Source organism: Fictibacillus barbaricus, assembly GCF_031457135.1.
In the GTDB taxonomy this organism is placed as follows: Bacteria; Bacillota; Bacilli; order Bacillales; family Fictibacillaceae; genus Fictibacillus; species Fictibacillus barbaricus_A.
Window position 1 is genome coordinate 165,071 of the sequence record NZ_JAVDWA010000001.1, and the last position, 17,400, is coordinate 182,470.

The 17,400-nt window shown below is 40.3% G+C and carries 19 protein-coding genes; 14 read left to right on the plus strand and 5 right to left on the minus strand.

Annotated features, from left to right (window positions below):
- Positions 1-20: 20 nt before the first annotated feature.
- Positions 21-740, plus strand: coding sequence for an SDR family oxidoreductase (locus J2X07_RS00865; protein ID WP_310255631.1), 720 nt, complete (start codon positions 21-23; stop codon positions 738-740).
- Between the two features lie 270 nt (positions 741-1,010).
- On the opposite strand, the gene J2X07_RS00870 is transcribed toward J2X07_RS00865, so the two are convergent.
- Positions 1,011-1,427: an HIT family protein gene (locus J2X07_RS00870; RefSeq protein WP_310255633.1), complete on the minus strand. Its 417-nt coding sequence runs from the start codon at positions 1,425-1,427 to the stop codon at positions 1,011-1,013.
- A 144-nt stretch (positions 1,428-1,571) separates the two neighbouring features.
- Here J2X07_RS00870 and J2X07_RS00875 point away from each other — a divergent pair, with 144 nt between their 5' ends.
- The 12 genes from J2X07_RS00875 to J2X07_RS00930 all read left to right on the plus strand — a co-directional run bounded on the left by J2X07_RS00875 (position 1,572) and on the right by J2X07_RS00930 (position 13,093).
- A complete protein-coding gene (locus J2X07_RS00875; protein WP_310255635.1) occupies positions 1,572-1,967 on the plus strand; it encodes a thioesterase family protein in 396 nt (131 codons plus the stop codon).
- Between the two features lie 92 nt (positions 1,968-2,059).
- Positions 2,060-3,160, plus strand: a complete 1,101-nt coding sequence (locus tag J2X07_RS00880; RefSeq protein ID WP_310255637.1) for a Leu/Phe/Val dehydrogenase — start codon at positions 2,060-2,062, stop codon at positions 3,158-3,160.
- A 14-nt stretch (positions 3,161-3,174) separates the two neighbouring features.
- Positions 3,175-4,239 (plus strand): pyruvate dehydrogenase (acetyl-transferring) E1 component subunit alpha, encoded by a 1,065-nt coding sequence (gene pdhA, locus J2X07_RS00885; RefSeq protein ID WP_310255639.1) that lies wholly within the window; start codon positions 3,175-3,177, stop codon positions 4,237-4,239.
- Positions 4,239-5,234, plus strand: a complete 996-nt coding sequence (locus tag J2X07_RS00890; RefSeq protein WP_310255641.1) for an alpha-ketoacid dehydrogenase subunit beta — start codon at positions 4,239-4,241, stop codon at positions 5,232-5,234. The genes pdhA and J2X07_RS00890 overlap by 1 nt, the downstream gene beginning before the upstream one ends.
- A gap of 11 nt (positions 5,235-5,245) precedes the next feature.
- Positions 5,246-6,523, plus strand: coding sequence for a dihydrolipoamide acetyltransferase family protein (locus tag J2X07_RS00895; RefSeq protein ID WP_310255643.1), 1,278 nt, complete (start codon positions 5,246-5,248; stop codon positions 6,521-6,523).
- Positions 6,524-7,957: a dihydrolipoyl dehydrogenase gene (gene lpdA, locus J2X07_RS00900; protein ID WP_310255644.1), complete on the plus strand. Its 1,434-nt coding sequence runs from the start codon at positions 6,524-6,526 to the stop codon at positions 7,955-7,957.
- 503 nt (positions 7,958-8,460) lie between these two features.
- Positions 8,461-9,525 (plus strand): undecaprenyldiphospho-muramoylpentapeptide beta-N-acetylglucosaminyltransferase, encoded by a 1,065-nt coding sequence (locus J2X07_RS00905; protein ID WP_310255646.1) that lies wholly within the window; start codon positions 8,461-8,463, stop codon positions 9,523-9,525.
- A 66-nt stretch (positions 9,526-9,591) separates the two neighbouring features.
- Positions 9,592-10,317, plus strand: coding sequence for an AzlC family ABC transporter permease (locus J2X07_RS00910; protein WP_310255649.1), 726 nt, complete (start codon positions 9,592-9,594; stop codon positions 10,315-10,317).
- Positions 10,307-10,612, plus strand: coding sequence for an AzlD domain-containing protein (locus tag J2X07_RS00915; protein ID WP_310255651.1), 306 nt, complete (start codon positions 10,307-10,309; stop codon positions 10,610-10,612). Before J2X07_RS00910 ends, J2X07_RS00915 begins: the two co-directional genes overlap by 11 nt.
- Before the next feature lie 96 nt (positions 10,613-10,708).
- Positions 10,709-10,843 carry a hypothetical protein gene (locus J2X07_RS00920; protein ID WP_310255653.1) on the plus strand — a complete coding sequence of 45 codons (135 nt, stop codon included), beginning with the start codon at positions 10,709-10,711 and terminating at the stop codon, positions 10,841-10,843.
- Positions 10,844-10,951: 108 nt separating this feature from the next.
- On the plus strand, positions 10,952-11,815 hold the full coding sequence (locus J2X07_RS00925) for a Cof-type HAD-IIB family hydrolase (protein WP_310255655.1): 864 nt from the start codon (positions 10,952-10,954) through the stop codon (positions 11,813-11,815).
- 420 nt (positions 11,816-12,235) lie between these two features.
- Complete coding sequence (locus J2X07_RS00930) at positions 12,236-13,093, plus strand: glycerophosphodiester phosphodiesterase (protein ID WP_396193552.1); 858 nt, start codon at positions 12,236-12,238, stop codon at positions 13,091-13,093.
- A gap of 32 nt (positions 13,094-13,125) precedes the next feature.
- Here the strand turns inward: J2X07_RS00930 and J2X07_RS00935 are convergent, their stop codons facing one another.
- The 4 genes from J2X07_RS00935 to J2X07_RS00950 form a co-directional block, all read right to left on the minus strand.
- Complete coding sequence (locus tag J2X07_RS00935) at positions 13,126-13,818, minus strand: DUF421 domain-containing protein (RefSeq protein ID WP_310255656.1); 693 nt, start codon at positions 13,816-13,818, stop codon at positions 13,126-13,128.
- Positions 13,819-14,084: 266 nt separating this feature from the next.
- Positions 14,085-15,149: an ABC transporter permease subunit gene (locus J2X07_RS00940; RefSeq protein WP_310255658.1), complete on the minus strand. Its 1,065-nt coding sequence runs from the start codon at positions 15,147-15,149 to the stop codon at positions 14,085-14,087.
- Positions 15,139-16,023 (minus strand): ABC transporter ATP-binding protein, encoded by an 885-nt coding sequence (locus J2X07_RS00945; RefSeq protein WP_310255661.1) that lies wholly within the window; start codon positions 16,021-16,023, stop codon positions 15,139-15,141. Before J2X07_RS00945 ends, J2X07_RS00940 begins: the two co-directional genes overlap by 11 nt.
- On the minus strand, positions 16,007-16,411 hold the full coding sequence (locus tag J2X07_RS00950; RefSeq protein ID WP_310255663.1) for a GntR family transcriptional regulator: 405 nt from the start codon (positions 16,409-16,411) through the stop codon (positions 16,007-16,009). Before J2X07_RS00950 ends, J2X07_RS00945 begins: the two co-directional genes overlap by 17 nt.
- Positions 16,412-16,552: 141 nt before the next feature.
- Between J2X07_RS00950 and J2X07_RS00955 the strand changes: the two genes are divergently transcribed.
- Positions 16,553-17,380, plus strand: a complete 828-nt coding sequence (locus J2X07_RS00955; RefSeq protein ID WP_310255665.1) for an HAD family hydrolase — start codon at positions 16,553-16,555, stop codon at positions 17,378-17,380.
- The last annotated feature ends 20 nt before the right edge of the window (positions 17,381-17,400 follow it).

Here is a 17,400-nt window from a genome sequence, read left to right on the forward strand (position 1 = left end):
ATCTGAAAGGATGATTAGTAATGCTTCAAAATAAAGTAGCTGTAATTACTGGCGCTTCACGTGGATGCGGAAAAGCCATTGCTGAAAAATTAGGTGCATTAGGGGCGAAATTAACGGTAGTTGGTTCGTCTGATCGTATTTTTAAAACAGCTGAAGAACTAAAAGAAAAGGGATACGAAGTTTTAGCTGTTAAAGCTGATGTTTCAATTGAAGAAGATGTTGCTGAACTTTTTAATCAAACGTTTGATCAATTCGGACAAGTAGATCTTTTAGTGAACAATGCTGGTGTTGGCCAATTTAAGCTAGCTGAAGAACATTCTTTGGAAGATTTCAGACGAATGTTTGAAGTAAACGTGCAAGGTGTTTTCTTGTGCAGTACAGCGGTTGTTCCTCATATGAAAGAGAGAAAAGAAGGAACAATCATTACGATTTCATCTGATGTAGGACGCCGAACAATTGCGAACGGATCAGTTTACACGGCTACAAAATATGCAGTACAAGGTTTCTCAGGATCATTAGCGCAAGAACTTCGTGAGTTTGGCGTACGAGTGGGTACAATAAATCCTGGTGCAATCGACACGTATTTTGCTGACAGCGAACCAGGACTGGATTTTAAAGAAGACTGGCTGAAGGTGAATGACATAGCAGAAGCAGTTGCTTACATGGCAAGTGCACCTAAGCATATGGTCGTGGACGAAATCATGCTTCACCCGCTTTCGCAGGAATATCCAAACGTATAAAAAGAGACTTTCAAGCTGACAAAAAGTGAAATCCCGTTCAAATGAGCGGGATTTTTTTAAATCGTTTTAAAACATTTTTAAAGGAGAGAAACACACTGAAATAAGGGTATTTCAATTAATATAAGGTGCTGTGATCTAATTCATTTCACGATATATCGAAATATATCCACGTTCATTTCAATAATTCCACATTCATTTTGATATAACCACGAACTGTCATCAAACGATAAATTTAGCGCAAGCACACTCTTTCTCCCTCAATCAAAAATGTTACTTTACACCAGTCCCAGTCACCTTGCCAGGTCTCCGGTTAGCCTCAGACTTGATCCACGCACGAATGCCTTTGCCGGAAAAGGGTTCATCCGCAAAGCGGGGGATGATATGAAAATGAGCATGAGGAATACTTTGGCCGCCCACAGGTTTTACATTCCAGCCGGTGCTGAAGCCATCTGGTGCATACTCATTTTCTAGCAGAGTTTTTGCCTGCTGCATCAATTCATATGTATCCATCCATTCTTTTTCACTGAGATCAAATACCGTTTCCTTATGTGCTTTTGGGATGATCAATCCCGCACCTTCCAAAATATCTTGTGCCTGAGGACTTTGAAGATAATAACAGCTGTCATTCTCTAATACTATTTTTTGTTCAGGAAAACTCATCGGGTTGCAAAACAAGCATTCTTTCATCTCGTACCCTCCTTTTTTTATATTGTAAATGTTTTCAAACAAATGGAACAATTCGGGCGATTCATTGACCGCTTATCACACAAAATGATATGATTACGTTAAGAAAACGTTATATAAATTTCTTGAAAGATATGAGGTGTATGCATGAAACCAGGTATGGAAGTAGGTCAGATCGCTACTATATCAGCTACAGTAACACCCGATATGTTTGCACAATTTGAAGGGAACCTCGTTCATCCCGCGTATTCCACTGTAAGTATGGTATACCATATGGAATGGGCAGCCCGTCAGATTATTCTTCCGTATCTTGAAGATCATGAAGAAGGAATCGGTGGAGGAGTAGCCGCGAAGCATGTGGCACCAACACCAGAAGGCGCTAACCTTACAATCACTGCAACATTGCGTGAGCTAAAAGGCAAAGCTGTTATTTGTGATGTAGTCGTTCATAACGGAAAAGCCGTTGTAGGTGAAGGGGAAGTAACGCAGTATATTTTACCTCGAGCAGCCATTGCTCAAAAAATAGAAGAGATGAAAGTGTGATTTTTTTGAGTAAAAATGTAAGCGCTTTCACTTTAAAGCAGCAAAGTAAAGCAGAATCAAAGAGTACTAGAGAAATACTAGGGGGATTCAACATGTTTGAAAAAATATCACAGCATGAGCAAGTCGTATTTTGCAATGACCCATCCACTGGTTTACAGGCCATTATTGCGATACATAACACAACGCTTGGCCCAGCATTAGGCGGATGCCGAATGAGACCATATGCATCTGTTGATGAGGCGTTGGAGGATGTATTGCGTTTATCAAAAGGAATGACCTATAAATGTGCAGGAGCAGACGTTGATTTCGGCGGCGGAAAATCGGTAATTATCGGAGATCCGACAACTGATAAGTCACCCGAGTTATTCAGGGCTTTCGGACAATTCGTAGATTCATTGAATGGGCGTTTTTATACGGGGACTGATATGGGAACAACGCCAGATGATTTTGTTCACGCGTTAAAAGAAACAAACTGCATCGTAGGTGTACCAGAAGAATACGGCGGCAGCGGCGATTCATCAATACCGACTGCTCAAGGTGTCATCTACGGACTTCAAGCAACGATTCAAACACTAGAGGGAACTGATGAGCTAGGCGGTAAATCTTATACCATTCAAGGATTAGGAAAAGTAGGCTTTAAGGTTGCTGAACAGCTATTGGCGGCAGGAGCACATATTTATGTGACGGATATTAATGAAAAAGCGCTGAAACAGATTCAAGAGCGTGCTGAATTGCTTCCTGGAAATGTGGAAGTCGTGGATGGCAGTGAAATTTATGGTGTGGATGCTGACGTTTTTATTCCTTGTGCATTGGGTGGAATCATTCATGACGAAACGATTGATCAGCTAAAAGTTAAAGCGATCGTTGGAAGTGCGAACAACCAGCTGCTGGAAGATAAACATGGTTTGTATCTGCAGCAAAAAGGGATTTTGTATGGACCAGATTATATCGTAAACGCGGGCGGATTAATTCAGGTTGCTGATGAGCTTTATAGCCCGAACAAAGCACGGGTCCTGACAAAAACACGCGCAATTTATGACAGCTTGATGCAAATTTATCGTGAGAGCACGCTAAACAATATTTCCACGATGGAAGCAGCAAACCGTTTTTGTGAAGAAAAGATGGCTTCACGTACAAAACGCAACAGCTTTTTTGCTCATAATAAACGGCCAAAATGGCAGGTTCGAAACTAAGGAGGGATTCATTCATGGAGAAGCTATTTCCGAAAATGCAAATCATTAATGAGAATGGTGAATGGACGGATGAAACGTATCGCAGTGAGATAACCGAAGAGCTGACAAAAGAATTGTATACGAAGATGCTGCGTGCCCGTCTGTTTGACCGCAAAGGTGTTAACTTGCAGCGCCAAGGAAGAATCGGCACGTATGTGCCATTTGAAGGCCAGGAAGCTTCTCAAATCGGGAGCTCCAAGGCAATGGGCGAGGGCGACTGGATGTTCCCGACTTATCGAGATCATGCTGCTACGATGACTTTTGGTCATTCTTTAAAGACGCTTTTTCTTTATTGGAAGGGGCGCCAAGAAGGCTGTATTCCCCCAGAAGGTAAGAATATTTTTCCTCCTGCAGTGCCAATTGCTTCACAGCTTTTGCATGCTACAGGAGCAGCGTGGGCAGAAAAGTTAAAAGGAACAGACCGGGCATCAATTGTTTATTTTGGAGACGGTGCAACTTCTGAAGGAGACTTTCATGAAGGATTGAACTTTGCGAGTGTGTTTAATGCGCCGGTTGTGTTTTTTAATCAAAATAACGGTTTCGCGATTTCGGTACCCATTGAAAAACAGATGAAGAGTAAAACGATTGCGCAAAAGGCTGTAGCTTATGAGATGGAAGGTGTCCGTTTAGACGGAAATGATGTGTTTGCCGTTTATTTTCATACGCGTACAGCAGTTGAACGTGCGAGAAAAGGCGAAGGACCAACATTGATTGAAGCAGTAACATGGCGCTATGGTGCACATACAACGGCAGATGATCCGTCGAAGTACAGAGATCAAAATGAGTCAGCTTCACGCCGTGAAACAACTGATCCGATTTTACGTTTAGAACGTTTTATGAAAAATGAAAACATGTGGGATGAAAAGTGGGCAGCTGATTTAGCAGAATCCATTACAGCTGAAATTGAAGAAGCGGTAAAAGAAATGGAAGAAATGCCTGCAGCCCACGTGAACGATATGTTTGATCATGTATTTGCTGAAAATCCTTGGCCGATTGATAGCCAAAAAGAAGCATATGCTCAGTCGAGAGGTGATCGCTAATGACAACGGCAGTTGATACGAAAAAATTAACGATGGTTCAAGCTGTAACGGACGGAATGCGCGTCATGATGCAGGAACAAGAGAATGTCATCGTTCTTGGTGAGGACGTTGGGCAAAACGGCGGTGTTTTCCGTGCGACAGACGGATTGGTTGCAGAATTTGGGGACAAACGAGTAATTGATACCCCGCTAGCTGAATCTGGAATTATTGGAACTTCAATTGGTCTTGCGATGAACGGTTTTAAACCAATCGCTGAGATGCAGTTTCTCGGTTTCATCTACCCGGCGTTCAATCAAATCATGACACATGCTTCCCGTATTCGTGCAAGAACACTAGGAGCTTTTACCGTACCAATGGTCATACGGGCACCATTCGGAGCAGGTGTACGTGCTCCTGAAATTCATTCTGATTCTGTTGAAGCTCTTTTTACGCAAATGCCAGGTATGAAAGTCGTAGTACCGTCAAACCCCTATGACGCAAAAGGGTTGCTGATCTCAGCAATTGAAGATCCAGATCCGGTCCTTTTCTTAGAGCCGATGCGCTGCTATAGAAGTACAAAGATGGATGTGCCTGATGGAAAATACAATGTTCCACTCGGAAAAGCGGCTCGTTTGCAAGAAGGGAATGATGTCAGTATTTTTGCTTATGGGGCAATGATTGATGTTGTAACGAAAGCGGCAAAAGTGGCAGAAGAAAAAGGCATCAAATGTGATGTGATCGACCTTCGTACACTTTATCCGCTTGATCGGGACATGATTGCAGAAAGCGTTCAAAAAACGGGCCGTGCTGTTATCGTTCACGAAGCTCCAGGAACAGGCGGACTTGGAGAAACGATCGTTTCACTCATCAATGATACTTCGTTTTTATATATGAAAGCACCCGTTGAACGTGTAACTGGTTTTGATACACCTGTTCCAATGTTCGCTTTAGAAGATCACTATTTGCCAAGTGCAGAGCGTGTTGTAAAAGCGATCGAAAAAGCAGCCCAATTTTAGGAGGTGGAAACATGGTTGAAGTAAAACTGCATGATATCGGAGAAGGTATGCATGAAGGAGAAGTGATTCACTTTTTTGTGAAAACGGGAGATACAGTAAAAATTGATCAGCCGCTTGTAGAAGTCCAAACAGATAAAGTGACAGCTGAACTGCCTTCCCCTGCTGCCGGAACGATCAAAGACATTAAAGTAAAAGAAGGCGACGTGGTAACAGTAGGATCCGTTATCCTGACCATTGAAGCTGTTTCCGCACCACCTTCTAAAAGCAAGTCTGAACCGGAGCCAGCACAGGAACAGCCCGTAGTTGATAGAATAATAGCAACACCGAAAAACACCGTTTTTACAGGCGGAATTTCGACGCTCAATAAACGCATACTTGCTGCACCTTTTACAAGAAAGATTGCACGTGAGAATGGTGTGGATATTGAAAAAATCGAAGGCACCGGTCCTGGCGGAAGAGTAACGGATCAAGATGTTTATCGTTTTATTGAAAATGGCTCTGCGCCTAAAAGGGAAGAAACGCCTGAGACTGTTGAACCGCAGATTACAACAAGTGCAGCAGCCACAGCCACTGCTTCCAAAGATGCGGAAGAGATCCCATTTAAAGGACGCAGAAAGCAGATCGCGAAGAAGATGGTTCAATCACTTGCAACGATTCCTCACGTTACCCATTTTGAAGAAATCGATGTGACGGCTGTGATGGATTTGAAGAAAGAGCTGAAGGCGATGGATCCTGATAACAAGCGCGGCATGAATGTGTCTGTAGCAGCATTCTTTGTAAAAGCGATTCAGATCGCACTAAAAGACTTCCCGATTTTCAATGCGAAGCTAGATGAGGAAAAAGAAGTGATCAAGCTTGAGAAAAACGTAAATATTGGGATCGCAACAGATTCTGATGAAGGATTGATTGTACCGGTTATCTCACATGTGGAACAGCGGAATGTAAGAGATATCGCAGTTGATATGAAGGATAAGATCACACGTGCCAAAACAAACAAGTTAAAAGGTTCAGATATGACAGGCGGAACATTTACGATTTCAAATGTTGGACCGCTTGGATCGATTGCCGCAACACCGATCATCAATCATCCTGAAGTGGCACTTATGGCTTTTCATAAAACAAAGAAAACACCTGTCGTGATTGGCAATGAAATCGTGATCCGTTCGATGATGAACGTTTCGATGTCGTTTGACCATCGTGTGGCAGATGGGGCTACCGCCGTAATGTTCACAAACCGGGTAAAAGAACTCATCGAGAACCCTTACTTCATGACACTGGAGTTGATATAAATGGTTGTAGGTGATTTTGCAACAAAACGCCAGCTGGTGATTATCGGCGGCGGACCAGGCGGCTATCATGCGGCAATACGTGCAGCACAGCTTGGACTGGAAGTGACATTGATTGAAAAAGAGAAACTTGGCGGGGTATGCCTTCATAAAGGATGCATCCCCTCTAAGAGCTTAACGCAAACGGCGGCAAATTTTTCAGGATTGTCTCAGTTTAAGCAAATGGGAATCACAGTTCCTGATGCCAGCTTTGATTATGAAACGTTCTCAAACTACTATACAAATGTAGTTGAAGGTCTCCAAAAGGGAGTGGAGGCGTTAATTAAAGCGAATAAAATCGAGCATTTAACGGGTTCTGCCTCTTTCATGTCAGGTGAGAGAATCGGGATTGACTCAGGTCACCATTTTGAGATGTATGAATTTGAATATGCACTGATCGCAACGGGCTCAACGCCAAAGCTTCCGGATCAGGCAAGTCTATCAAACCGTTTAATGACACCTCATACATTATGGTCGCTTAAAGAATGTCCAGAAAGCTTGGTTGTTTATGGATCGGATTACTTTGCGCTTGAAGCGGCGATGGCGTACAGACAGCTTGGCAGCGAAGTAACCCTTGTGATTCCTGGCGAAGGATTTGGACTGGACGCGGGCATCGAAAAGGAGCTGCAGCGGGTTTTAAAGAAAAATAAGGTGAAAGTCTTTAAAAACCATCAATGGATAAGTGCGGAAGAATCTGGAGAAACCGTTACTGTTACGTTAGCAAAAGGGACAGAAGAAAAAATCTCTGTTGATGCCAGCCATGTTCTGTTTATTGATGGCTATGCACCGAATGTGGATGGACTTGGTCTTGAAGCGATTGAACTCGAACGTGATGAAAATGGCTTTATCATGGTTAATGAACATAGCCAGACGAGTACCTCCAACATTTATGCAGCAGGTGACTGCGCAATTGGTATGAAGCTTGCATCAAAAGCGATCAAACAAGGAAAGACGGCTGCAGAGCACATGGCAGGACAGCCCTCTGCTTATTCTTTAAGCTTAATTCCTTTCGTTGTTCATACGAATCCGCCGATCACTGCAGTTGGATTGACAGAAGAACAAGCTATCAGTGAAGGATATGAAGTGAAAACTGGTCAGTTTTCCATGAATGGTAACGGCTTTGCATCCATCCTTGGACAAAAAGAAGGTCTTGCAAAAATGGTTGTGGATGCGAAAACAGAAGTTGTACTCGGAATCCACATGATGGGTGCAGGTGCAGTTGAAATGATTCAAGCGGGCACTATTGCTTTAGAGATGGTCGCAAGGGAAGAGGATCTTGCTTACCCGGTATATGCACATCCAGCTATAAACGAAGCATGGCTGGAAGCGGTTGAAAGCATGAGCGGTAAAGCGATTCATGTTCCTCCAGCCCGCAAAAAAGAAAAAAGTTCAGTTTGATAAAGAAGCTGGCTCTAAAGTGTGATATACACTTAATAGGAGTCAGCGTTTTTTTGTTTGGACTTTTTCTAAAAGATTGCTGTTTTTTAACTTCTTTTATTGCCTTCTTTGACAGTTGATTGGAGTGCAAGGTGTGAGACTCCTGCGGGACAGGCTGGCGGGTGAGACACTTATACGTGAATCGTACGAATGTGGCTCACCGCCTGCCCCGCGGAAAGCGAGCAGCCTGAAACGAAATCAACTACTTTCTAAAGCAACAAAGTTTAAGAAAACAGCCTTTTATTTTTAGGAGGTTTTTACTTCTGTTTTAGGGTTCCACTCAAATTTGACGTTTTTACATGAATCAAAAAAAGATGATGTTGTGACGAATTATGTTAAACAGTTGTTTAAACACTCTAATAACAACCAGCTGCCATTTTCTTTTTTTAGCAACATATATTAAAATGGCGGTAAGATAAAATCCGTTGAGAAAGCCGGATATACAAAGAAGTGAGGAATGCAGTTTGAAAAAGTTAGTTTTAACAGGCGGGGGTTCTGCGGGTCACGTAACACCGCATCTTGCCTTAATACCGAAATTAGAAAAAATGGGATGGGACCTGCATTACATCGGTTCAGTTGATGGTATAGAAAAAAGTTTGATTGAAGAAGGCACAAATGTCCCTTATTACGGGATATCGAGCGGAAAACTGCGCCGTTATTTTGATTTGAAAAATATTAAAGATCCATTTAAAGTGTCTGCTGGGGTAGCGCAAGCTTATTTTAAACTTGGCAAAATCAAGCCTGACGCTGTATTTTCGAAAGGCGGCTTTGTATCGGTTCCAGTTGTTATTGCTGCAAAGCTCAGAAACATCCCGGTTTATATCCATGAATCAGATATTACACCTGGTCTTGCCAATAAAATATCCTCTAAGTTTGCATCGAAGATTTTCGTTACTTTTGATGAAGCGAAAAAACATTTTGCGGCAGGTCAGGCAATTGTGACGGGCTCACCGATCCGTGACGAACTTTTGCAAGGTTCTAAAGAGAACGGACTTTCCTTTTTAGGTTTTCGAAGCCATCTTCCTGTCCTGACGATTATGGGAGGAAGCTTGGGTGCACGTAAAATTAATGAAGCGGTAAGAAGTGCACTGCCTGAATTGACACGTTCTTATCAAATCGTCCATATTTGCGGTAAAGGGAACTTAGACGACAGTCTGCAAAACACAGAAGGGTATAAGCAGTTTGAATACATTCAACGTGAATTGCCAGACGTTGTTGCTGCAACGGATTTTGTTATTTCTCGTGCAGGTTCCAATAGTATATTTGAGTGGCTGACTTTAAAGATTCCAATGCTGCTCATCCCATTATCAAAAGCAGCGAGCCGAGGAGATCAGATTTTGAATGCCGAGTCTTTTGAAAAACAAGGATTCTGTCATGTATTACATGAGGAAGATCTTACGAAAGAATCTTTGCTGCGTTCATTAAAAGAACTAAAAGCTGATGAAATAAACATGAAGCAAAACATGGAAAACTATAAAGCATCAGACAGTGTAGACGTTATTTTAAGAACCATCACTGGTGGAAAATAAAAGAAGAAAGGGGGTCTGTCCCGGGGACAGACCCCTTTATCAAAAATACACGGAGATGAGAAAAACATGCTGCCAAGTACGGCCCTTTTCAGAAATCAAACCCAAATGCCATGGAAGAAAGGCATACAAGCTGGGCTGCCAATCGCAATAGGTTATATGCCAATAGCGTTTACTTTTGGATTGCTCGCAAAATCTGCCGGTTTGACTTTATTTGAAACAGTGGGAATGAGTATGATTGTATTTGCTGGCGCTTCCCAATACATCGCGCTTTCTATGATAGCCGCTGCCAGTGGTGCTGTTGAACTAATATTAACTACTTTTATTATGAATATACGGCATCTGTTAATGAGTGCTTCGCTGAACGAAAGAGCGGAGGATGATCCAAAATGGCTGAAAGGGATTTACGCATTTTTTATTACAGATGAAACGTTTTCTGTAGCAGCGACATCAGGAAAAAAGATTAACGGCGGGTATTTACTAGGTCTTGGTCTAATAGCCTACAGCAGCTGGGTAGTTTTCTCAGGAATCGGTTTTCTGATGGGAGCAGGATTGCCGGCTGCATTACAGGCAAGTATGGGAATTGCACTGTATGCGATGTTTATTGCTCTGCTTGTTCCAGCAGCCAAGAAAAGCCGTAAAGTCATTGTTTTAGCAGGTACCGCTGCAATTTTGAATTCATTGTTTTCGTTTGTTCCATCCTTAAATGGAGGATGGGGTATTATATTATCAACGTCAATTTCTGCTGTAACGATTGAGTTCTTTATGAGAGGGGATGGTACACGTGAATCCTGATCTTATTTGGGTAATCGTCGTGATGGGGATTGTCACCTATATTCCGAGAATGCTGCCGCTTGTGTTGCTGCATACGAACAACCTCCATCCAAGAATTCAAGGGATTTTAAAGAATGTGCCATTTGCGATTTTAGGGGCTTTAATTTTTCCTGGCGTATTAAATATTAACCCGGATTCATATCTGTATGGAATCATTGGAGCCGCTGCTGCTTTCATTGCAGCATGGCTGAATTTAAATGTCATTCTGGTAGTCCTTTCATCCATATTAGTGTTGTATGGATATACATTTTTTTAAGCCATTGTCATAATTTGCAATAAAATATTTAACCTTATGAATTGAATTTGGACGTTTATAGGCGTATAATCACCTTTAAAAGGAGGAGATGTAAAAGTGCCTCAATTAATACGTTTTATTTTTATAGGCCTGTTTTCCGTTTCTGCCTTGTCTGTGTTATCGTTTCAAGCGGTTGAGATCTTCCATGCCGTAACAGATATAGTCCAATCGTTTATTTCTAAAGATTTTTAATTTAAAATTTTTTTGAGGAGCTACTTATTATAGCTCTTTTTTTCATGATTAAATGTATCTGTGTTAAGGTTAAACTTACTAATGGATAATGCAATAAAGGATGATTATATGAAAAAATTGATCGCGATTGATATGGATGGAACACTTGTAAATAAACAACTTAAAGTAACAAAAGAAAACAGCAGAGTTATTACTCAAGCTGTAAAAGAAGGACATCATGTTGTCATTGCTACAGGGCGTTCTTATGATGAAGCAAGGCATTCACTTGAAGATGCTGATCTTCATTTGCCGCTTATTTGTGTAAATGGTGCTGAAATTCGGGCAGAGAATTGGGAGATTCTATCTTCCGTTCCGCTGAAGTCTTCCCAATATGACGAGGTTAAAAGCATCCTGGATGGAGAAGACATTTATTATGAGCTTTATACGAGCAGAGGAACATTTACCGATAACAGGGAAAAAGCGTATGAGGTAATGAAAGATATCGTTTTGACCTCAAACCCTGAAGCAACGGATGACGATGTTGAAAAAGCGGCACTAAGAAGATTTCGGTTAGGTCTTGTAAGTGTTGTAGGAGATTTCACAAAGTTATTAGAACAAGAAGGTATGGAAGTTTATAAGTTCCTAGCTTTTTCGAGTGAAACCGCAAAACTGCAGCGTGCGTTTAAACGACTGAAAGGGCTGGATGAACTGGCAGTTAGTTCATCTGCAGATAATAACCTGGAAATCACGAATTTTGAAGCGCAAAAGGGGATTGCACTAAAAAGATATGCCGAACTACAAGAAATCCCTTTAGAAAATACGATGGCTGTAGGGGATAACTACAACGATGTTTCAATGCTGGAGATTGCTGGATTCCCAGTGGCAATGGGAAATGCGGTAGAGGAAATAAAAGAAATGGCAGCATTTGTGACGAAAGATAATGATCAAAGCGGAGTGGCATATGCCATTCAGAAGTTTTTAGAAGAAAAATAAATAACTGTTTCACAAAAGGTTAGTTCTATAATTTGAACTAGCTTTTTTTGTTAGGAAGTTGTTCGTTAAATGTTCGTATCAAAAATTACCGGAAATACGACTAATACGGAATAAGACGGACCATTTCATCTTCAAGACCTTGTAAATAGGGACTTTTTTATTTGTAATAAGCGTCTACAAACCATATATCCAAGGTAAACCTCAATATATCGACGTTAAACGACCATATATCCACGTTAATTATTGGATAACCATAACCCTCCATCATTCGACACCAATTTATCATCCCTCCTTAATTTTTCCCGTCGATTCCTCCTTAACGAACTCTTTACACCGCATTTACCTTCTTGTAATCGATTGTTCAAACTCCCTTGTTAAAGTAACTGAGTAGGTTACATAAGACGAGGAGAGTGGAACAACATGAAGAAGAGTTTTAAAACGATGGGTGCTCTTGCACTAAGTTTATCGATTATGGGGACAGGTCTTGCTGGAGCTCACGCTTCCGAAAAAAAGCAGGATGATATTTTAAATGTTGCTCACCGCGGAGCTTCGGGGTATGCTCCTGAACATACAATAACTTCATACAAAATGGGTGAGAAGCTGCATGGAGATTATATCGAGATTGATCTTCAGATGACAAAGGACGGAAAGCTCATCGCCATGCATGATGAAACACTCGACCGCACAACAAACGGAACAGGACAAGTAAAGGACCATACACTTGCAGAAATAAAAACATTAGATGCTGGCAGCTGGTTTAACGAGAAATATCCTGAAAAAGCAAATCCCGATTATAAGGGGTTGCAAGTGCCGACATTAGAAGAAATATTCCAAACATTTGGCAAGAATGCGAACTATTACATCGAAACTAAATCACCTGAAGTATATCCTGGTATGGAACAAAAACTTGAAGATATGGTCAATGAGTATCACATCAATAAAGACAAACTGCTTGTGCAGTCATTCAGCTCAGCAAGTTTAAAAAAGATGCAAGGAATCGATCCGAGCCTGAAATTAGTACAGCTTTTAAGTTATAAGACACCGGCTGTCCTAAGCGATGCAGAAGTACAGGACATAAAGAAATATGCAATAGGAATCGGACCAAACAGTAACATGATTGATAAAGCTTATGTACAAAAAGCTGTACAAAATGGACTGCAGATTCATCCTTATACCGTAAACGAAAAAGCAGAAATGCAGAAATTGATTGATTGGGGTGTGACGGGTATGTTTACAAACTATCCAGATCTCTTAAATGAAGTGAAAAAAGGTAAATAGTTATAAGATACAAAAAGCAGCTGAAGCGGATTTCAGCTGCTTTTTTCTTTTCGAACAAAAAAGACATCGCCATCTTCAGTTAATTGAGCAAAATAGACGTCTTGTAAGTTTTGAAATCCCCCTTTTTTTAGTTCTTCACCAAACCATTCATCTGTAAGGTTGTATTCTTTGAAGGCATTATCGATTTTGGTACCGTTCGAGACGAGTGCAGTAGGCAGGTAAGGGCCAGACTTAGGCTGGATATTTAAATCTTCTTTTACAACGGAGTCTTTTAATGATTTCTTTAAAACGCTCAACTGTCCATTAGGTTCCATAATAGCGTATTCGACTTCCTGTGTATCAAAAACAGAATTGATGCGCAGAAGCATTAACAGATCATCCATGGACATCTGATGTTTCTTAAGTTCCTTCTGTATGAGCTGTCCTTTTTTGATGAGAATAGTGGGCTCTCCTTTTGTGAGCTTCGTAGATAGTTTTGAATGGTGATTGATAAATTCTACAGCAAACACAGATAATGCCCAAAAACTTAAGGCGGCTAAACTTTCCCAAACCGTGATCTCTTTATGAATAACCATGTCACCGATGATATTTCCCATTGCGATTCCGGTAGCATAGTTAAAAAACGTCAGTTCACCGAGCTGTTTTTTTCCTAAGATTCTCATCAGGAACAATAAAAACAAAAACCCTAATACTGTTCGGTAAATTGTAATGAGTATTCCTTCCACAGTCATCCCTCGTTTAGAAAATAGATACTAAACAGGATGTCCAAGGGGGACTGACCCCAAACAATTTATTCCCTTTACACGTTTTGAGGATATGCACTAGAGGTTTGCTTAATTTCTTTAGTGGTTTACTCTTTGTTTCATTTTTCTTTTTAATATCTTTATGATGCGCATGGTTTTATTGCCCAATCGCAGACTAGCAGTAAATCAAAAAGGATGCCTCAGAAGGTTGCAGAAACTGCACCTTTTGAGGCATCCTATCGCTCGTACTAACGAGATAATCGAAGTTGAACATTGATGAATTTTCTTAAGATAAAGTAGCTTATTATTCCTCCTATTACAGCAGAGAAATAGTAAGCAAAATAGGAAGGTTCACCGTAAGAACCAAAGATTTCTCCGCCGAACATGCCGCCCAGCAAGGCAAAACAAAGGACGACACCACACATGAAAAATCTTTTTCCTTTTTCAAACACGAGCAGCTTGCCGTTGTTTTCGTTTTTTGTTCTGCTGAAGAGCCATATTCCTGCAAGTACCGTAATTATTAAGTACACACAAGCGACGATGATAGCGTTCATTGAGGGAGTGTTCAATTGATGATCTATCACTCCTTTTGATTGTTCATCAGCAAAGTACATAAACTGCAGAAGAGGAATGGGCAATGTGATTAATTCTGAAATTTTTCCTAGTAGATTTAACGAGCCGTCCAGCTTGTGCATCGGATCATTCAAAAAGCCGTTATAGGTAAAGAATGATCCAAGCAATGTTAAAAATCCGATTGGAAAGAATAAAAAAATCAAACTAAGAATGAATTGTGAAACCATAGTCCCTGCAATGGTCCCGATAAACATACAGAACGAGAAAATCGCAAGTGATGTCGGAACAACAAAGCTTGTAAACTTTAATAGGAATTTGGCATCTGTTACATCCGAAAGTATAGAGAATTTAAGGATCAGAACACACAATAAGAGGTTGACTAATAGACTCGTAATAATATGTGCTGCTCCAAAAATCCATTTTGATAGAAAGATATCTTTTCTGCTGAAAGGCAGAGCGAATGTAAGATCTGTAGAATGTGTCGTTCGTTCCTGTCCGATTAAGAGAGCGGCCACACCAACTAATAGAAGTGTTAAGATTACAGCAATTTCTGCCCCTTGAAAGTGAAAATATAAAGTCATATCTCCTGGATGATTCTGAAACTGATCCAAATCTTTTTTTAAACTTGCTGCTTTTCCATAAAACGAAAAAGGCATTAAAAAGAAAAGGACAATATAAAGTGCCCACACTGCAGAAGCGGCCAGTTTATAGTTACGCATCCATAATGCTTTATGAAACATATGATTCCCCTCCTAGTGAAGAAATGAATATATCTTCTAATGTCATCGGAAGTTCTTCTACTAATAGAGGGTTCTCATTATGAAGATGATTCATTGTCACTTCAATATTTCCTTTTATCAATAATGTAGAAACTCTGCCTATTTGGGACAGAATGGAAATGTTATTTAATTGCAAAATAGATTCAGGCAATGCGTTTTTGTACACAACTTGAACTTTTCTATACTCTGATTTTGCATCTTCTATGGATGTGACGGATTCGAGTTTTCCTTCTTTCATCATAATAAGTACGTCTGCCATTTTTTCAACTTCTTCTAAGTGGTGAGTTGAAATCAAAACACAAAGCTGACGTTCGCTTACTTCCTCTATGATGAATTGTAAAATGTTGCGTTTAACGATTGGATCCAGTCCGTTTGTCGGTTCATCTAAAATGATAAATTCTGCTTTTGTGGAAAAAGAAAGTATCATTAAGAATAAAGCCTTCATTCCTTTAGAGTAGGATCTGAGTTTCTTATTCTTTGGAAGCTTGAAACGGTCCATTAAAGAGTAGAAATAAATGATGTCAAAATTTTCATAGATCGCATCGTAAAGCTTTACAATCTCTTTTACATTGTATGTTTTTAATAATTCGGTAGAGTCCGGAACATATGATAGTTTTTGTTTAACTTCTGGCTGTTCGTGGATATTCTTCTCGTTAAAATAGATCTCGCCCGCATCAGGATCTAAAATTCCAGCCATTGTACGCAAAAGAGTAGATTTCCCTACACCGTTTCTTCCAACGATTCCTGCGATTGAACCTGGTGTTAACTCAAGATTAATCTTTTCTAAAACGAGTTTTCCATCAATCGTTTTACTGACATTACTCACTTTCAGCATGATTGCTCATCCCCCCAAGCCCCTCAGCATATTTATCTATCCATTTTTTTAGCGTTTTCTGATCAATTCCAAGATAAGACGCATCAATAAGGAGCTGTTTAAGCTGCAGTCTCAGCGTTTCTATTTTTTGTTCATCAGCCCTCGGAGTAATGTTTGGTGAAACGAAAGTGCCTTTACCTCTTAACGTTTCAATGATTCCTTGGCGCTCCAGCTCCTGATAAGCTTTGCTTACTGTATTTGGATTAATTAATATCGATGCTGACAATTCTCTGACCGAAGGCAATTTATCTTCTGGCAACAGGACTTCCTTCAAAATAAGCTCTTTTATTTGATGGACAACTTGTTCCCAAATGGGTGTATTGCTTCGGGGATCTAAATTAAGTAACATATTATCCCACCTTTATATACTATATGTGTATTACTATGTATAGTACACACACAACAATACAGGAATGGTAAAAAACTGTCAATGTTCATTTTTGCTTTTACCTACATGGATATTTAAAATAATGGGAGGAGGGATAGCATTTTGAAAACAATAATGAATAACGCAAAATTGCTCATTTTTGATTTAGACGGAACACTTTACGAGGATACGGATCACTTTGATTATTATGGCAGACTGCTTCAGAAACGTGTGTCAGATGATAAGAAGCAGGCTTTTTGGGATACATACGAAAGCATGAAAAATGGAACTCACTCAGTAGGAATCGGAAAAGTATACGATATAAAAAATGATACAAGTGTAACAGTAGATCCGATGACACTTCAAGTTACAAAAGTTACTTCCTTTGAAGGGATTGAATGGTCAGAAGAACAGCTTAAAAAGGAATATGAAGGCGAATTGGTCTATGACTTTGAGCGCTTGATCGCAATCGGTGACGGCTGGTGGCTGCCATATGCAACAGCAATGCATTTTGGACTAAAGCAGAGTGATACGTGGGAGTGCTATAACGCGACAAAAGAATACATGGTAACTGATGAGTTTACATTATCAAAAACACCAGGATTAAAAGAAGGGCTTTTAAAGCTCCGTGAAACTAAAAAGCTGGTATTGATGACGAATAGTGAGAGAGAAGATGTGAAACGACTTCTGAACGAGCTTGAGTTAGAAGGAATCTTTCACACCTTGCACACGGAAAGCCAGAAACCGTTGTTAACAAAAGATAAATTACACAGCATTTTAGAAGAGTTTCAAGTTCAGCCGCATGAAGCGGTTTCTATTGGTGATAATTTTATTAACGAGATTGCTCCCGCATTGCTGATGGGGTTGAAGGCGATCTATATCCAGCCAAACAGAATAGAAGCAAAACATGAAAATCTGCATGTTGTACCAACACTGTCTAATGCGCTTTAAAAAAATAAAAGATGGATTTT